Source organism: Streptomyces sp. RP5T, assembly GCF_003933965.1.
GTDB lineage: Bacteria > Actinomycetota > Actinomycetes > Streptomycetales > Streptomycetaceae > Streptomyces.
In genome coordinates, this window is the sequence record NZ_RSAJ01000030.1 from 17,398 (window position 1) to 31,963 (window position 14,566).

Annotated in this window: 13 protein-coding genes; 6 read left to right on the forward strand and 7 right to left on the reverse strand. The window is 69.8% G+C overall.

What is annotated here, in order from left to right:
* Positions 1-5: 5 nt before the first annotated feature.
* From kdpB to EHS43_RS46225, 4 genes are read right to left on the reverse strand one after another with little or no spacing between them, the layout of a single operon-like run.
* Positions 6-2,114, reverse strand: coding sequence for a potassium-transporting ATPase subunit KdpB (kdpB, locus tag EHS43_RS05600; RefSeq protein WP_185806120.1), 2,109 nt, complete (start codon positions 2,112-2,114; stop codon positions 6-8).
* Positions 2,111-3,775 carry a potassium-transporting ATPase subunit KdpA gene (gene kdpA / locus EHS43_RS05605; protein ID WP_125189412.1) on the reverse strand — a complete coding sequence of 555 codons (1,665 nt, stop codon included), beginning with the start codon at positions 3,773-3,775 and terminating at the stop codon, positions 2,111-2,113. Before kdpA ends, kdpB begins: the two co-directional genes overlap by 4 nt.
* Before the next feature lie 8 nt (positions 3,776-3,783).
* A complete protein-coding gene (kdpF, locus tag EHS43_RS05610; RefSeq protein ID WP_037659531.1) occupies positions 3,784-3,873 on the reverse strand; it encodes a K(+)-transporting ATPase subunit F in 90 nt (29 codons plus the stop codon).
* On the reverse strand, positions 3,870-4,028 hold the full coding sequence (locus EHS43_RS46225; protein ID WP_185806121.1) for a hypothetical protein: 159 nt from the start codon (positions 4,026-4,028) through the stop codon (positions 3,870-3,872). The genes kdpF and EHS43_RS46225 overlap by 4 nt, the downstream gene beginning before the upstream one ends.
* Positions 4,029-4,663: 635 nt before the next feature.
* Here EHS43_RS46225 and EHS43_RS47035 point away from each other — a divergent pair.
* A complete protein-coding gene (locus EHS43_RS47035; RefSeq protein ID WP_221740718.1) occupies positions 4,664-4,885 on the forward strand; it encodes a hypothetical protein in 222 nt (73 codons plus the stop codon).
* Positions 4,886-5,168: 283 nt separating this feature from the next.
* Positions 5,169-6,302, forward strand: a complete 1,134-nt coding sequence (locus EHS43_RS05620) for a ferritin-like protein (RefSeq protein WP_125189413.1) — start codon at positions 5,169-5,171, stop codon at positions 6,300-6,302.
* A 209-nt stretch (positions 6,303-6,511) separates the two neighbouring features.
* Here EHS43_RS05620 and EHS43_RS05625 read toward each other — a convergent pair whose 3' ends face one another.
* On the reverse strand, positions 6,512-7,102 hold the full coding sequence (locus tag EHS43_RS05625; RefSeq protein ID WP_125189414.1) for a DinB family protein: 591 nt from the start codon (positions 7,100-7,102) through the stop codon (positions 6,512-6,514).
* Positions 7,103-7,226: 124 nt separating this feature from the next.
* On the opposite strand from EHS43_RS05625, the gene EHS43_RS05630 reads away from it, so the two are divergent.
* From EHS43_RS05630 to EHS43_RS05640, 3 genes are all read left to right on the forward strand, one after another.
* Positions 7,227-7,958: a dienelactone hydrolase family protein gene (locus EHS43_RS05630; protein ID WP_125189415.1), complete on the forward strand. Its 732-nt coding sequence runs from the start codon at positions 7,227-7,229 to the stop codon at positions 7,956-7,958.
* Between the two features lie 392 nt (positions 7,959-8,350).
* Entirely contained in the window at positions 8,351-9,256 is a 906-nt protein-coding gene (locus EHS43_RS05635; RefSeq protein ID WP_125189416.1) for a hypothetical protein, read from the forward strand.
* Between the two features lie 73 nt (positions 9,257-9,329).
* Positions 9,330-9,809 (forward strand): hypothetical protein, encoded by a 480-nt coding sequence (locus tag EHS43_RS05640; protein WP_125189417.1) that lies wholly within the window; start codon positions 9,330-9,332, stop codon positions 9,807-9,809.
* A 157-nt stretch (positions 9,810-9,966) separates the two neighbouring features.
* Here EHS43_RS05640 and EHS43_RS05645 read toward each other — a convergent pair whose 3' ends face one another.
* Positions 9,967-11,019 (reverse strand): helix-turn-helix transcriptional regulator, encoded by a 1,053-nt coding sequence (locus tag EHS43_RS05645; RefSeq protein WP_125189418.1) that lies wholly within the window; start codon positions 11,017-11,019, stop codon positions 9,967-9,969.
* A 172-nt stretch (positions 11,020-11,191) separates the two neighbouring features.
* On the opposite strand from EHS43_RS05645, the gene EHS43_RS05650 reads away from it, so the two are divergent.
* A complete protein-coding gene (locus EHS43_RS05650; protein ID WP_260470397.1) occupies positions 11,192-12,133 on the forward strand; it encodes a LysR family transcriptional regulator in 942 nt (313 codons plus the stop codon).
* 72 nt (positions 12,134-12,205) lie between these two features.
* On the opposite strand, the gene EHS43_RS05655 is transcribed toward EHS43_RS05650, so the two are convergent.
* Positions 12,206-14,347, reverse strand: coding sequence for a discoidin domain-containing protein (locus EHS43_RS05655; RefSeq protein WP_125189419.1), 2,142 nt, complete (start codon positions 14,345-14,347; stop codon positions 12,206-12,208).
* Positions 14,348-14,566: the final 219 nt, after the last annotated feature.

Below are 14,566 nucleotides of genomic sequence, written 5' to 3' on the forward strand. Positions count from 1 at the left end.
GGCTGTCAGCCGATCCCGGGGATGAGGGAGATGAGCAGGTCGATGAGTTTGATGCCGACGAAGGGGGCGATCAGTCCGCCGATGCCGTAGACGGTGAGGTTGCGGCGCAGCAGCTTGTCGGCGCTGACCGGCCGGTACTGCACGCCCTTCAGGGAGAGCGGGACCAGCGCGATGATGATCAGCGCGTTGAAGATGACGGCGGACAGGATCGCGGAGTCCGGTGAGGACAGGCCCATGATGTTGAGCTTGTCCAGGCCCGGGTAGACCGCGGCGAACAGCGCCGGGATGATCGCGAAGTACTTGGCGACGTCGTTGGCGATGGAGAACGTCGTCAACGCGCCCCGGGTGATGAGGAGTTGCTTGCCGATCTCGACGATCTCGATCAGCTTGGTCGGGTTGGAGTCGAGGTCGACCATGTTGCCGGCCTCCTTCGCGGCCGATGTACCGGTGTTCATGGCCACGCCGACGTCCGCCTGGGCCAGCGCGGGGGCGTCGTTGGTGCCGTCGCCGGTCATCGCGACGAGCTTGCCGCCCGCCTGCTCACGCTTGATGAGGGCCATCTTGTCCTCGGGGGTGGCCTCCGCGAGGAAGTCGTCGACGCCCGCCTCCTCGGCGATCGCCTTCGCGGTCAGCGGGTTGTCGCCGGTGATCATGACGGTCTTGATGCCCATGCGGCGCAGCTCGTCGAACCGCTCGCGCATGCCCTCCTTGACGACGTCCTTGAGGTGGATCACGCCCAGCACCCGGGCGCCCTCGGCGTCCTCCACGGCGACCAGCAGCGGGGTGCCGCCCGCCTCGGAGATCCGATCGGTCAACTCCCGTGCGGCGGAGGCGACTTCACCACCCTGCCCCTCGACCCACGCGATGACCGAACCGGCCGCGCCCTTGCGGACCTTGCGTCCGTCGACGTCCACACCGGACATGCGTGTCTGGGCGGTGAAGGCGATCCACTCGGCTCCGACCAGCTCGCGCTCGCGCAGGCCGTACCGCTCCTTCGCCAGTACGACGACGGAGCGGCCCTCGGGCGTCTCGTCGGCCAGCGAGGAGAGCTGGGCGGCATCGGCGAGTTGAGTCTCGGTCGTACCGGTCACCGGTACGAACTCGGCGGCCTGCCGGTTGCCCAGCGTGATGGTGCCGGTCTTGTCGAGCAGCAGCGTCGAGACGTCACCGGCGGCCTCGACCGCCCGGCCGGACATCGCGAGGACGTTGCGCTGGACCAGACGGTCCATGCCCGCGATGCCGATGGCGGAGAGCAGGGCGCCGATGGTGGTCGGGATCAGGCAGACCAGCAGGGCGACCAGCACGACCATCGTCAGGTGGGTGCCCGCGTAGTCCGCGAACGGCGGCAGCGTGGCGCAGGCGAGCAGGAAGACGATCGTCAGCGAGGCCAGCAGAATGTTCAGCGCGATCTCGTTGGGCGTCTTCTGCCGGGCCGCGCCCTCGACCAGGTTGATCATCCGGTCGATGAAGGTCTCGCCCGGCCGCGTCGTGATCCTGATGACGATCCGGTCGGAGAGGACCTTGGTGCCACCGGTGACGGCACTGCGGTCACCGCCGGACTCGCGGATGACCGGCGCCGACTCACCGGTGATCGCCGACTCGTCGACGGACGCGACACCTTCGACGACGTCACCGTCGCCGGGAATGACGTCACCGGCCTCACAGACGACCAGGTCGCCGATCTTCAACGCCGTTCCGGGGACCTCCGTGCCGTCCGTCAGACGGGCCACCGTGTCGGTCTTGGCCTTGCGGAGCGTGTCGGCCTGCGCCTTGCCGCGCCCCTCGGCGACCGCCTCCGCGAGGTTGGCGAAGACCACGGTCAGCCACAGCCAGGCGCTGATGGTCCAGCCGAACCAGTCACCGGGGTCCTTGAAGGAGAAGACGGTGGTCAGGACGGAGCCGATCCACACCACGAACATCACGGGGGACTTGACCATCACCCGCGGGTCCAGCTTGCGGAAGGCGTCCGGAAGCGACTTCAGCAGTTGCCGGGGGTCGAAGAGGCCCGCGCCGACACGGCCCTCGGCAGCCTTGTGGCCCGTGGGCGCGTCCTGGTGGGGCGCAAGGGTGGGAGTGGACATGGAGTCCTCGTGGCTTTCGGTACGAGCGGTCATGACGCCAGCCCCTCGGCCAGCGGGCCCAGTGCGAGGGCCGGGAAGTACGTCAGACCGGTGACGATGAGGATCGCGCCCACCAGCAAGCCGGTGAACAGGGGTTTCTCGGTGCGCAACGTGCCCGCGGTCTGCGGCACCGGCTGCTGCCCGGCGAGCGAGCCGGCCAGCGCCAGGACGAAGATCATGGGAAGGAAGCGGCCGAACAGCATGGCGAGCCCGGTCATGGTGTTGAACCAGTCGGTGTTCGCGTTCAGGCCGGCGAAGGCCGATCCGTTGTTGTTCGCGGCGGAGGTGAAGGCGTACAGCACTTCGGAGAAGCCATGCGCGCCCGAGTTGAGCATCGAGTGCGGCGGGGTCGGCAGCGCCATGGAGACCGCCGTGAAGACGAGCACCAGCGCGGGCGTGATCAGGATGTAGCAGGCGGCGAGCTTGATCTCCCGGGTCCCGATCTTCTTGCCCAGGTACTCCGGCGTACGGCCGACCATCAGCCCGGCGATGAACACCGCGATCACCGCCATGATCAGCATGCCGTAGAGGCCGGATCCGGTGCCGCCGGGCGCGATCTCGCCCAGCATCATGCCGAGCAGGGTGATGCCGCCGCCGAGCCCGGTGAAGGAGGAGTGGAAGGAGTCCACGGCACCGGTCGACGTCAGGGTCGTGGACGCCGCGAAGATCGACGAGGAGCCGACGCCGAACCGTACCTCCTTGCCCTCGTACGCACCGCCCGCGAGCTGCAACGCCGGTCCGTGGTGGGCGAATTCGGTCCACATCATCAGGCCGACGAAGCCGACCCAGATGGCGGCCATGGTCGCCAGGATCGCGTACCCCTGTCTGACGCTGCCGACCATCACACCGAAGGTGCGGGTCAGCGAGAACGGGATCACCAGCAGCAGGAAGATCTCGAAGAGATTGGTGAAGGGCGTCGGATTCTCGAAGGGATGCGCCGAGTTGGCATTGAAGTAACCGCCGCCGTTGGTCCCCAGTTCCTTGATGGCCTCCTGCGAGGCGACGGCACCGCCGTTCCACTGCTGCGAGCCGCCCATGAACTGGCCCACCTCGTGGATCCCGGAGAAGTTCTGGATCACACCGCAGGCGACCAGCACGACCGCGGCGAGCGCCGCGCCCGGAACCAGGATCCGCAGGGTGCCGCGCACCAAGTCGGTCCAGAAGTTGCCGAGTTCACCGGTGCGCGAGCGCGCGAAGCCCCGGACCAGCGCGACCGCCACCGCGATGCCGACGGCCGCCGAGACGAAGTTCTGCACGGCGAGACCGGCCGTCTGGACGACGTGCCCCATGGTCTGCTCGCCGTAGTACGACTGCCAGTTGGTGTTGGTCACGAAGGACACGGCCGTGTCGAACGACTGCGCCGGATTCACCGAGTCGAAGCCGAGCGAGCCGGGCAGGACTCCCTGGAGCCGCTGGAGCAGGTAGAGGAAGAGAACGCTGACCGCCGAGAAGGCGAGGACTCCGCGCAGGTACGCGGTCCAGGTCATCTCCGCGTCGGGGTTGGCGCCGATGGCCCGGTAGGTCCACTTCTCGACGCGCCAGTGCTTGTCGGAGGAGTAGACCCTGGCCATGTAGGTGCCGAGGGGGATGTAGGCGAGCGCCAGCGCGCCTATGAGGGCGAGCAGCTGGAGCAGGCCTGCGGGTACGGGTCCCATGTCGTGGCTCAGAACCTCTCCGGGAAGATCAGGGCGAGGACCAGATAGCCCAGCAGGGCGACGGCCACGATCAGGCCGACGATGTTCTCGGCGGTCACAGCTTCGTCACCCCCTTGGCGACGAGAGCCACCAGCGCGAAAACCGCGACGATGATGACGACGAAGGCCAGATCGGCCATCGCGAACTCCTGGAGTTGAGGTGCGTTGAACAGGGACGATGCAAGGAAAACGCCCCTGCGGCCGGATCGGGCCACCCGTTGACGGCTCCCATACGGCGACACCCACGCCTTTGACGCAACCCATACGCCCTCGCCGCACGGCGTGAGCCAACGGGGCTCTCCACCGGTTCCGGAGCGACCACCACTACGGCCGCTCGGGCGCGGGTTCCGGGATCTGAATGCGGGCAGCCGGTCGGGCCCGCGCGCACTGCCACGGCTCGGCATGCCGGCGCCCTCCTCTCCGCTCTGCTCCCGACCCGGGGGACGGCGGGCACCCGCCGGCCGACGTACCGGGCCCGTGGCACCGACAGCTGCCGCGCACGGACGCGCTGAACGCCGTATGGCGCTACGAGGACCCCTCGCAGCAGACCCCTCGCTGCCCCCTCGTAGCCGACCTCTCGTCCAGGCCGTCGATGTCCGGAACCGACTCGGTCCCAGGGTCGGTGGCGATACGGTGCGGGGGCCTCAGGGCGCCCGGCCTCACCTGACCGAGACTGAAGGCCGGGCCGACCTGACCCGATCCGACACCCTGGAAAGGTCACCGTCCATGTCCCAAGCCGACCTCACCGCCTTGCGTGAACGTGCCGCGAACGGTGACTCCGACGCCACCGACGAACTCGTCCAGCTCGCCGCGGAACTCGGTGACGTGAAGGAACCTGCTCCGAGGCGAGTTGGACGAGCTCGTCAGCCGCGTCGGAGTTGCCCGACTCCGCAAGGCGACGCAGGGCGACTTCAAGGAACTTCGCCGGCTGTCCGACGGCGGCGACGCCACGGCCACCGATGAGCTGATCCAACTGGCCACCGAGCACGAGGACTTGGAGGAGCTGAGGCGGCTGGCCGCACGGGGCAACGCCGTCGCCGCCGACCAGCTGGCGGAACTCACCTCCGACTGATCCGGCCCGACCTCACCCATGCCCGACCTCCGACGGGACACATCCGCACGACACCCCCGGCGTACCGAACATCTCTGAAGGTCGACGCCAGGCCCCCTCCACCGGCACTCGGACCGTGCGACTTCCCGAAGGCTGACGGATTGGCCTGACAGGGTGGCGGTGGTGTCGTGCTCGCCCGTCAGGGCTCTGATCTGTGGTGATGCCTGCTAGCTTCGCGAGCTGATCCGAGGACCCGCATGTCTTCGTGCAGGCGGGGCCGCGACCGTGAGGCGAGGGTGATGGCGTGAGAGAAGACGTGCAGAGTCAGGCCGGGGCCGTGTTCAAGCGCAGAAGTTTCCTGGCCACTACTGCCGTGGCGGCCGGTGCGCCGGTCATCGCGGCCGCCGCACCGGCGTCGGCCGCCACGGGCCCCCACAGCGGGCCGACCGAGCCGGCTCCGCCCGGTGCCGTGGCCCGCCTGCTGGCCGTCCCCGAGGTCGGCCGCGACATCGAGTGGCTGCGATCGGCGCTTCAGGTAGCCGTGGAGCTGGAGCTGTCCACCATCCCGCCGTACCTGTGCGGCTGGTGGTCCATCGGCGACCGCGGCTCGCACGCCGCGCGACTGATCCGGCGCATCATCGACGACGAGATGTACCACCTGGGTGTGGTGAGCAACCTGCTCGTGGCCGTTGGCGGGCGACCCCGGATCAAAGCGGCGGCACCCACTTACCCCGGTCCGCTGCCCGGTGGCGTTCGCCCCGGCGTGACCGTGTACCTGTCGGGTCTCACCAAGTCCTTGGTGCAGATGATGATGACCATCGAGGCACCCGAGGAACCGCTCGCCCTCAGCGACAGCGCCTCGCACAGCATCGGTGCCTTTTACGGCGCCATGCTGGACGGTCTTCGGGCCGTGGCCCCGGAGATGTCGGCCCGCGGGCAGCTCAGCGCGCGCATCGGCTCCGACGAGCTGCGGCCGGTCAGGACACTCCTCGACGCGGAGCACTCCATCGACATCATCAGGGAACAGGGCGAGGGCACGAGCAGTTCCCCCGCCGACTCCTTCGCCGACGACCACCCGGCCCACTACTACGCCTTCGCCGAGATCTACCACGGCCGTGAACTGCGTCAGACCGACGAGGGCTGGACGTTCACCGGGGCGCCTGTGCCCTTCCCCGATGCCCGCCCCATGGCCCGGGTCCCGGTAGGAGGCTGGTCCCAGCCGTCGAACCCTGTGCAGCAGCTTCTGGACAGGTTCGACTCCACCTACACCACTGTGCTGACCTCCCTCGAAGCGGCCTGGGCCGACGGCGGCCCCCGCGCCCTGGGCACGGCCATCCACGCGATGCGCGCCCTGGAGGAACCCGCCGTACGACTCATGGAGACCGAACTCCCCGGGAGCCGGAGCACCTACGGGCCCCAGTTCCATCCGCTCTCCTAACCGGGAGCGGGGCGGCGGCCGCCGAGCTGCCTTCTCCAGAGCACGCGCACGCCCGTACGGTGCTGCCCCTGGCCGGTGACAGTGCCGGCCGGGGGCAGCGCTGCGGTCACGCTGGAAGCGGGGGAACTCGGCAGGGAGGTGGGGCGCCGACGTTCCCGCTCGCCGGTTCACGTTCGTCCCGAGACGGACGACCACAGCGGAGCAAACGCTCAGTGCGCCTCGCTCGTTGCGGTCGCCGACCTGGCGGCCTGTTCGATCTTCGCGCAGTACGCCGCTCGGACTTCGTCATCGGTCCGCCGCTCGTTCTCGGCGCGTACCCCGGTCCGGCCGTCGAGGCCCTCGCGCAGGATGTCGGCGTGCCCGGCATGCCGGATGGTCTCGCCCAGGACGTGGACCATGACGGCGAACAGGTTCGTGTTGGGATGTGGCTCCGACCACCACGGCACATGGCCGGGGGCGTCGAGGGTGAGTTCGCGGATCGTCGCGTCCGAGTGTTCCCAGGTGCGCCGGTAGAACCCGGTGATCTGATCGCGGGTCTCGTCCGCGGTCGCCCACAGATCGCTGCCGTCGGAGTCCTGCCAGCGGGGCAGCGGCTGCGGGGACGGGCGGCCGAAGACCTCGCCGAAGTACCTGGCCTCGACGGTGGCCACGTGTTTGACCAGGCCGAGAAGGTTGGTCCCGGTCGCTGTCAGAGGTCGGCGGGCGTCGTACTCGGACAGGCCGTCGAGTTTCCAGAGCAGCGCCTCGCGGTCCCGCCGCAGTCTCCCGTGCAGGGTGTCCTTCGCGTATTCGTCGATCACGCGGCATGAGCCTGCCATACGGGCTGCTCGCGCCCGCAAGATCCCGCGGGGAGGCGTCCTCCCGCGAGCTACCGTCATGGAGACGCGGCCTCCGCGGCAGGCATCCCGAAAGGCCCGAAACGCCGTGCGCTTCAGCTCGCCGACTGCATCCGACGGCGTCGTGGAACAGCTCTTTCACCTCGACGACGTCCCTGGCGTGCTCTGGACTCCACGAGATGCCGAAGGGACCCGCCCCCTGATCGCCATGGGGCACGGCGGCGGTCAGCACAAGAAGGCCCCTGACATCGCCGATCGTGCGCGCCGGTTCGTGACCGACTGCGGTTTCGCCGTGGTGGCCGTCGATGCGCCCAGCCACGGTGACCGGCCGGACCACGAGGAGTTCACCCGGGTCGCCACCGAGTACGAGATCCGGCTCGGCAGCGGTGGGGAACTGGCCCCGCTGATCGCCGACTTCCAGGCCCTCGTGGTCCGCCAGATCGTGCCGGAATGGCAGGCAGTGCTCAGCGCGGTCCAGAAGCTCCGTCACGTCGGCACCGGCCCGGTCGGCTACTGGGGTCTGTCCCTGGGCTGCGTGCTCGGGGTCCCGCTCATCGCCGCCGAGCCCCGAATCCGGGCGGCGGTGCTGGGGTTGGGCGGTGCCGACGTGTCGGCCGAGGCCGCCGCACGGGTCGCCGTTCCGGTGGAGTTCCTCATGCAGTGGGACGACGAACGGGTGCCACGGCCCCAGAGCCTGGCACTGTTCGACGCCTTCGCCTCGACCGAGAAGACTCTGCACGCCAACCCCGGCAGGCATGGCGAGGTCCCCGCCTTCGAGACGGACAGCACAGTGCGGTTCTTCGCCCGACACCTCGGCTGACACCGGCCCTCGTCGCGCGCAGGCCGGGCGGTCGTTCTCCGGCATTGACTCCTCCCCCGCGGCAAGCTCCCAGCAGGGCGGCACCCGCACCCTGCCCATTTCGGCTCTCCCCGAAAGGTGTTGGCCCGTCCGGCTGACAGCGGACACCCTTGTGCCGTGCAACGACGGCCGCCGCGCGGGCAGTTCCGGCGACCGTCACCTGTTCGCGGCACCAACCCGCCGACCCCGCCGACCCCGCCGACTCGACCGACCGTCCCTGGACGGCCGTACTGGATACGAAGCCCGATCGTCGGATACGCAGGCGCACGCAGTTGCCGGAGGACCACCACGACCGCCGGTGACCGCGGTCACGACCGAGCCCCGGCACGACACGCCCCACACGAGAGGACGCCATGCGCAAGGCAGTGATCGGCATGTTCCTGGTGTCGGCCGTCCTGACCGGCTGCGCCGGTACCGATGGCGCCCAGCAGCACACAGTGGGCCTGCCGGCCGCCCGGTCCGCTCCCCTGACCGACGCCGAGGAACTGCGGATCTCGGACGCCCAGCAACGGCTGATCGGCGCGTGCATGCGACGCGAGGGTTTCGAGTTCTGGGAGGCCGAGCGGCTCAGCCTGGCGGAGAGTCGCACGCTCGGCTACGTGCTGGACGACGTGGGCTGGGCGCGCGAGTACGGCTACGGCAGCCGCCTGCGGGCCGAGGACACCGCCGCCCGTGCCGCCAACCCCAACCTCGCCTACCGCAAGACCCTCTCCGCACAGCGGCGCCAGGCCTATGACAAGGCCCTCGACGGCGGACTGGACGTGCCCGTGATCTCCGTCGAGATACCCGGTGGCGGGACCGTGAGCAAGCAGATGGGCGGCTGTGTGGCCGAGTCCGAGAAGAAGCTCTACGGGGATCCCCGGGAATGGTTCCGGGCGGAGAAGACCACCGGGCACCTCCGATCGCTCTACGTACCCAAGGTGCTGGCCGATCGGCGCTTTTCGGCGGCGCAGGAAGCCTGGTCGCGCTGTATGGAGAAGGTGGGCTACGACTTCAGGGACCCAGGTGCCGCCCGCCAGTCGGCGACCGCGCGGTCTGACCGGGCGGCCGAGCCGAAGGTCTTCGAGGCCGAGCGGAAGCTGGCCGTGGCCGACGCGACCTGCGCGCGAGCCACCCACCTCCGGTCCGTGGGCGAGGAGCGCGAGCGCCACTACGTCGCCCAGTTGCGCGACCGCTACGGCGACGTGCTCGACATTCACTCCCGCCTGGAGCACCAGGCGCTCGACCGCGCCGAGAAGATCGTCGGCCCTCGGGTCTGACCTCCCCTCATCTCCACGGCCCGTCCGTGGGCAACCCATGCCTCGCTCGGAGGCGGACAGCAAGGAGTACGTCATGCGCAGATCAGCAACAGCAGCCCTGGTCGTCGCCCTGACCTCCCTCGGACTCATGGCACCGGCCACCTCCGCCTCCGCGGGGACGCAGGAGTGGGTCTGCGGGAGCAAGTGGCCGGGCCGCGACGGCTATGTGCGGGCCTGGGAGGACTACGGCTGTGACGGCGGGTTCCTCGGCCAGGACCAGGGAGACGACCGCTTCTGGGGCGACAGCGAGGGAGTGTTCCGGGGCCTGGACCAGATCGTGGCCTCCTCCGTGATGAACAGCGGGTTCATCGGAGGCCGGGACGTCGTCGCCTTCTACGCCGAGAAGGACTACCAGTACGACAAGGGGTACGTCTGCCTCGCTCCGGGTGAGAGGTGGGCCGACCTCCTCACGGACAACTACTTCGCCAACACGGGGCAGGTCGTGAACGACCACATCAGGTCCCACCGCTGGGTCACCGCCTCCGAGTGCGGTTCGGGCAGCTGGCTGACCTGACCCCGGCACCACATACGGCCGCTGAGCCCACCGCACGCCGACTGCGGTGGGCTCAGCGGCCTGTTCGACGTGTCGGTTCGCCGGACCGGCTTCCCTGACCGGTCCGGCAGCCCGTGGGGCCTCGCGCAACTGCCGTGCACGACCTGGTGGTTGGCTCTCAGCCCCGGACGACCACACGCAGGGACGAGGTGTCGGGCACGGCAGTCGGCCGTCGCGTCGGCAGATCGCCGCTGAGCAGTGCGGCGCCCAGCGGGGTGAGCGTGTGGACCACGCACGTGCCGTCGCGCCGGCTGTCCGCGAGGTCCACCGCCCGCAGGGCGGCCACGTGTTCGCTCGCCGACGAGGCCGAGATGCCCAGGCGCCGGGCGATCTCCCCGGTGGTCGCGGCGGTGCCCACACAGGTCAGTACCCGGGCGCGGGTTCGGCCGATCAAGGCGGCCAGGGCCTCGGCGCGCCGCTCGCGGGTGGCCTCTGGTACCCAGGTCGCGGGATGGGCGACGGGATAGGCGAGGACCTGCGGCAGGGTGGGGTCGGCCAGCGCGATGGGTGTGTTCCAGCAGAAGTGCGAGGGGATCAGCCGGATACCGCGGCCGCCGAGGTGCAGGTCCCGGTCCTCGGGGTAGCGCACGTGCAGCACGGGTGGACGCCACGTCATCAGCGGACGGAAGGAGTCCAGCAGCCCGTGGACCCCGCGATCGCGCAGAGTACGGGTCCGCAGGGCCCGGTCGGCCTCGGTGCTGCGGTCCGTTCCGGCCCAGTCCGGCGCCACGATCGTACGGTGCACCAAGCGGAACGCGGTCGCGACCTCCTCCATCACCGTCCGCTCGCCCGAGCCGAGACCGTGCGCCCAGCGGGGCAGCCTGTGGACGGCGGCCATCCGGTCCACTTCCCGGCGCAGCCGTGACCGTGGGGTGGCGCGCAGTTCCTCGACCGCGGCCTCCAGACCGTCGGCCGAGGCGCCGGGCGTCAGGAAATCGGGCCAGTAACTCGCCGAGGCCGGGGCCAGGACGGCCAGCATTCCGGCCGGTGCGGCCAGTCCCTTAGCGGCCAGTCCGGCCCGTGCGGTGCGCCGCCAGTGGGCGAAGACGGGCAGCCCCCGCCTCGGCCCGCTCAGCTGGTGCAGGCTCAGCAAGGTCTCCCACACCGGATCCGGCTCACGCGCCAAGTGGACGCGCGCCAGGTCTGCCGCTGTGAAGTGAATACGCAGCATTGTTCTCCCCCGTTTTCCGTTGTCACCGCCGGCCGTGCCGGTGGTCAGTCCGGACGGGGCGGCGGTTCTTCAGAGTGGCACGGAGAAGATCGGTCCCCTATCGCGCGGGCGATGAGAATATGGGCCCGATCGATGCAGGGGCCGCTATGGCCGCAGGTTAAGGACGTGCGCGGTGCCTGATCCGGAGGGAACGACCGAGCCGAGCCTGCATCAGCTGCGGCTCTTCCTGGCGCTGGGCGAGGAGTTGCACTTCGGGAGGGCCGCCGCGCGGTTGCACATCACCCAGCCGACGCTCAGCCGCCAGATCCAGGACCTGGAAAGGCGCCTCGGTGTGCCGCTGTTCGCACGTGACAGCCGCCGTGTCGCGCTCACCGACGCGGGCCGCGCCCTGGCCGAAGAGGCGCGGGCGACCGTGGAGGCGATGGGCCGCCTGCGTGTCCGCGCCGGACAGTGGGCCCGCACGCTCTCCGCTCATGTGGTGGTGGGGGCGGTGGGCGCCGAGGCCGCCATGCCCTACACCCACGCGGTCCTCGATCACCTGCGCACACTCCATCCGGCGCTCACCGTGGAGATCCGGACCCTGAGCTTCGCCGAACATCTGGTCCGGCTGCTCTCCGGCGACATCGACGTGGCCTTCCTCCGGCCCCCTGTGCCCGCCGGCGTCGAACTGCTGGAACTGGCCACCGAGCCGCGCATCGCCTGCCTGCCCGCCGACGACCCGCTGGCCCGGCGTCCTGAGCTCTCCCTGGCCGACCTCGGCGGGCGGGTCTTCGTGGACGTCCCTCCCGAAGTGCCCCGCGTATGGTGGGACTTCTGGGCGGTGGACCCGCGCCCGGACGGCACGAGGGTGCGCTACGGCCCCGTCGTGTCCGACATGGAGGGGCTGCTGCACACGGTGGCCGCGGGACGGGGCATGTGTTTTCTGCCCGCGGCGGCCCGCGAGCTCTTCCCCCGTCCCGGTGTGCGCTACGTCGACGTGGTGGATCTGTCCCCGACGGTGTCGGCTCTCGGCTGGCAGGCCGGGCATCGCGACCAGCCGGCCGTACGAGCCGTACGAGAAGCAGCGGCCGCCGCGATGGCCGCGGCCCGCTGGGAGCGCCCTGCGGACGCCTGAACCGCCCCCGGCAGGAGGTCGGGCCGCAGTGCATACGGCAACCTCCGGCCGGGGACGGTGCTTCGGCGTACGTCAGGGGAACTGTGTGACCTTCGAGGGCACCGTGTCGGTGCCCGACGTGGGCGCTCCCGTGTCGTTGACGACGTGGGCGTACTGGCCCTTGCCGCCCAGCGAGATGACCAGCAGGTCGTGCATCCTGATACCGGACCTGACGGGTACCTGGAAGCCGTGGTGCTGCACGATGGAGGGGTCCGAGGTGTAGTTGCAGTAGCTGCCGAGTCCCCATGCCTCGTGCTGGGTCACGGTGTCGGCGACCTTGTAGGCCGCGTAGCCGACGATGCCGTCGTGGGAGATGGCGGCGGCGTTCGGGGCGTCGTAGGCCTTCTCGTTCTGGAAGAAGATCGTGCGGCCCCGCTCTCCGCTCCACAGCACGTCGTACTTGTTGAAGTGTTCCACGAACAACCCGGTGGCCAGGACGTCGTCGCCGTTGACCTTGAGGCCGTAGTCGGCGCGGTTGGTGTCCCAGCCGACACCGTCGCCGTGGTCGGCGCGCCAGAGCCAGGTGTGGTCGATGACCACGTCGTCGCTGTTGACGACGACGGAGTTGGTCGCGAGCCCCGGGCCCGCCCCGCCGATCCGGACGAAGACGTCCTGCATGGTGGTGGGGTCGGCCGAGTGGTCGGCGGAGGCGCCGGGCTCGCCGATCCGCAGCAGCGTGTCGGAGTTGGCGCGGCCGGCGTCGATGAGGAAGCCGGCGAGCCGGACGCCGTCGACGTCGGCCACGTGCATGGCGTCGACGCCGTTGTCCGGCACGAGCGTGGCCAGGCCCAGGCCGAGCACCACCGTGCCGGGCCTCGTCACGTCGATGGTGCGGTCGAGGTGGTAGACCCCGGGAGTGAACAGCAGGTTGAGCCCCTGGGCCAGCGCCTGGTTGATGGTGGCGGCGGAGGCGCCCTGCTTGACGACGTAGAACTGGTCCAGCGGGAGCGAGGTGCCGGCGTTCGCCGGCCAGGAGACGCCGCGCGCGTTGGTGCGCTGGGCGGGTACGAACACCTTGTAGTTGCTGCCGTCGAGGTAGAGGAACGGCTTCTCGCGGGAGACGGGCGTGGTGTCGAGGGTGGTGTACGGGCCCGAGTCGAAGTTGGTGGCGGGCGCGCCCTGCACCCCGGTGAACGTCATGTTCCACACGCCGTTGGTCCAGCCGCCGACGGAGCTGTCGCGGGTGTACCACTGCTGTTGGGAGTACGGGCCGACAGTGCCGTCGATCTTCGAGTCGGCGATGTAGCCGCCGGAGGCCCAACCGTAGCCGTTGGGCGCGAGGTTGAGGCCGCCCTGGATGTGCATGCGGCGGAAGGGCGCGGCCTGGGCCACCGCCCAGCGGTCGGTGCCGTTGGACGGCCTGATGGCGAGGTTCTCCGCCGAACGCCAGAAGTTCTGGGTGGCGTTGCCGTTGAACCAGCCCGCGTCGACGGTGACATCACCGTTGATCTGGGTGTCGTCGGGGTTCAGCCCGAGGCCCGAGATCGAGGTGTAGAAGCCGAGTTGGGCGTTGATGCCGTTGTAGGTGCCGGGCTTGAGCAGGAACTGGTAGCGCCCCGAGCCGAACTGCGCCGACTCCTGCTGGGCGAAGACCTGGTCGAACCTCTGCTGGAGGTTGGGGGTGGAGGGGTCCACGACGATGACGTTCGGGCCGAGGTCACCGCCGCCCTGGATCGGGCCGGTGCCGTTGCCCGTGGTGCCGAAGACCTGGAACTCCCATGCGGAGTAGCCCCATTGGGTGGCGCGGTGGATGCCCTGGAGCCGTACGTACCGGCCTTGGCCGGAGACGTCGAGGGTGTCGGTCCCGCCGTCCCCGCCGGTGACCGAGCGCAGGTCGGTCCATGTGCTGCCGTCGTTCGAGGCCTGGATCTTGTAGTCCTTGCCGTAGGCGGTCTCCCAGTTGACTACGACTCGGCTGAGGGAGGCGGTGGCCCCGAGGTCGACCTGCAGCCACTGGTCGTCGGTGAATGCCGAGGACCACCGGGTGGCGGTGTCGCCGTCCACGGCCGCGCTCGCGGGAGTGCCGGAGTTCTCGGTGGTGGAGGACGTCGCCGTCCTGCCCTGGGACAGGTTCACGTCGGCCGCTGCGGCCGCGGCCGCCGATGGGTGGGTCAGGGGCAGGGTGATCAGGGCTGCCGTGGCGGCCAGCGCGACACCCAGGGCTCTGAGTCTCATGAGGATTCCTGCGGGTGCGTCGGGGAGGTGCGCGGGAACGCCGACGGCACGCACGTGGGGACAGGGTCCATGCGCGGCGTCGGCGCTTAGTTCACGTCTTGAGTTAACTGGTGAGTTGCAATCCTCGGCAAGCCTTCGGAAGTTGAAATCTTTCCGGCTCGAACACCGACGGATCCCTTGACACCTTGATGACATGCACTCAACACTCCTCGGCGAGAG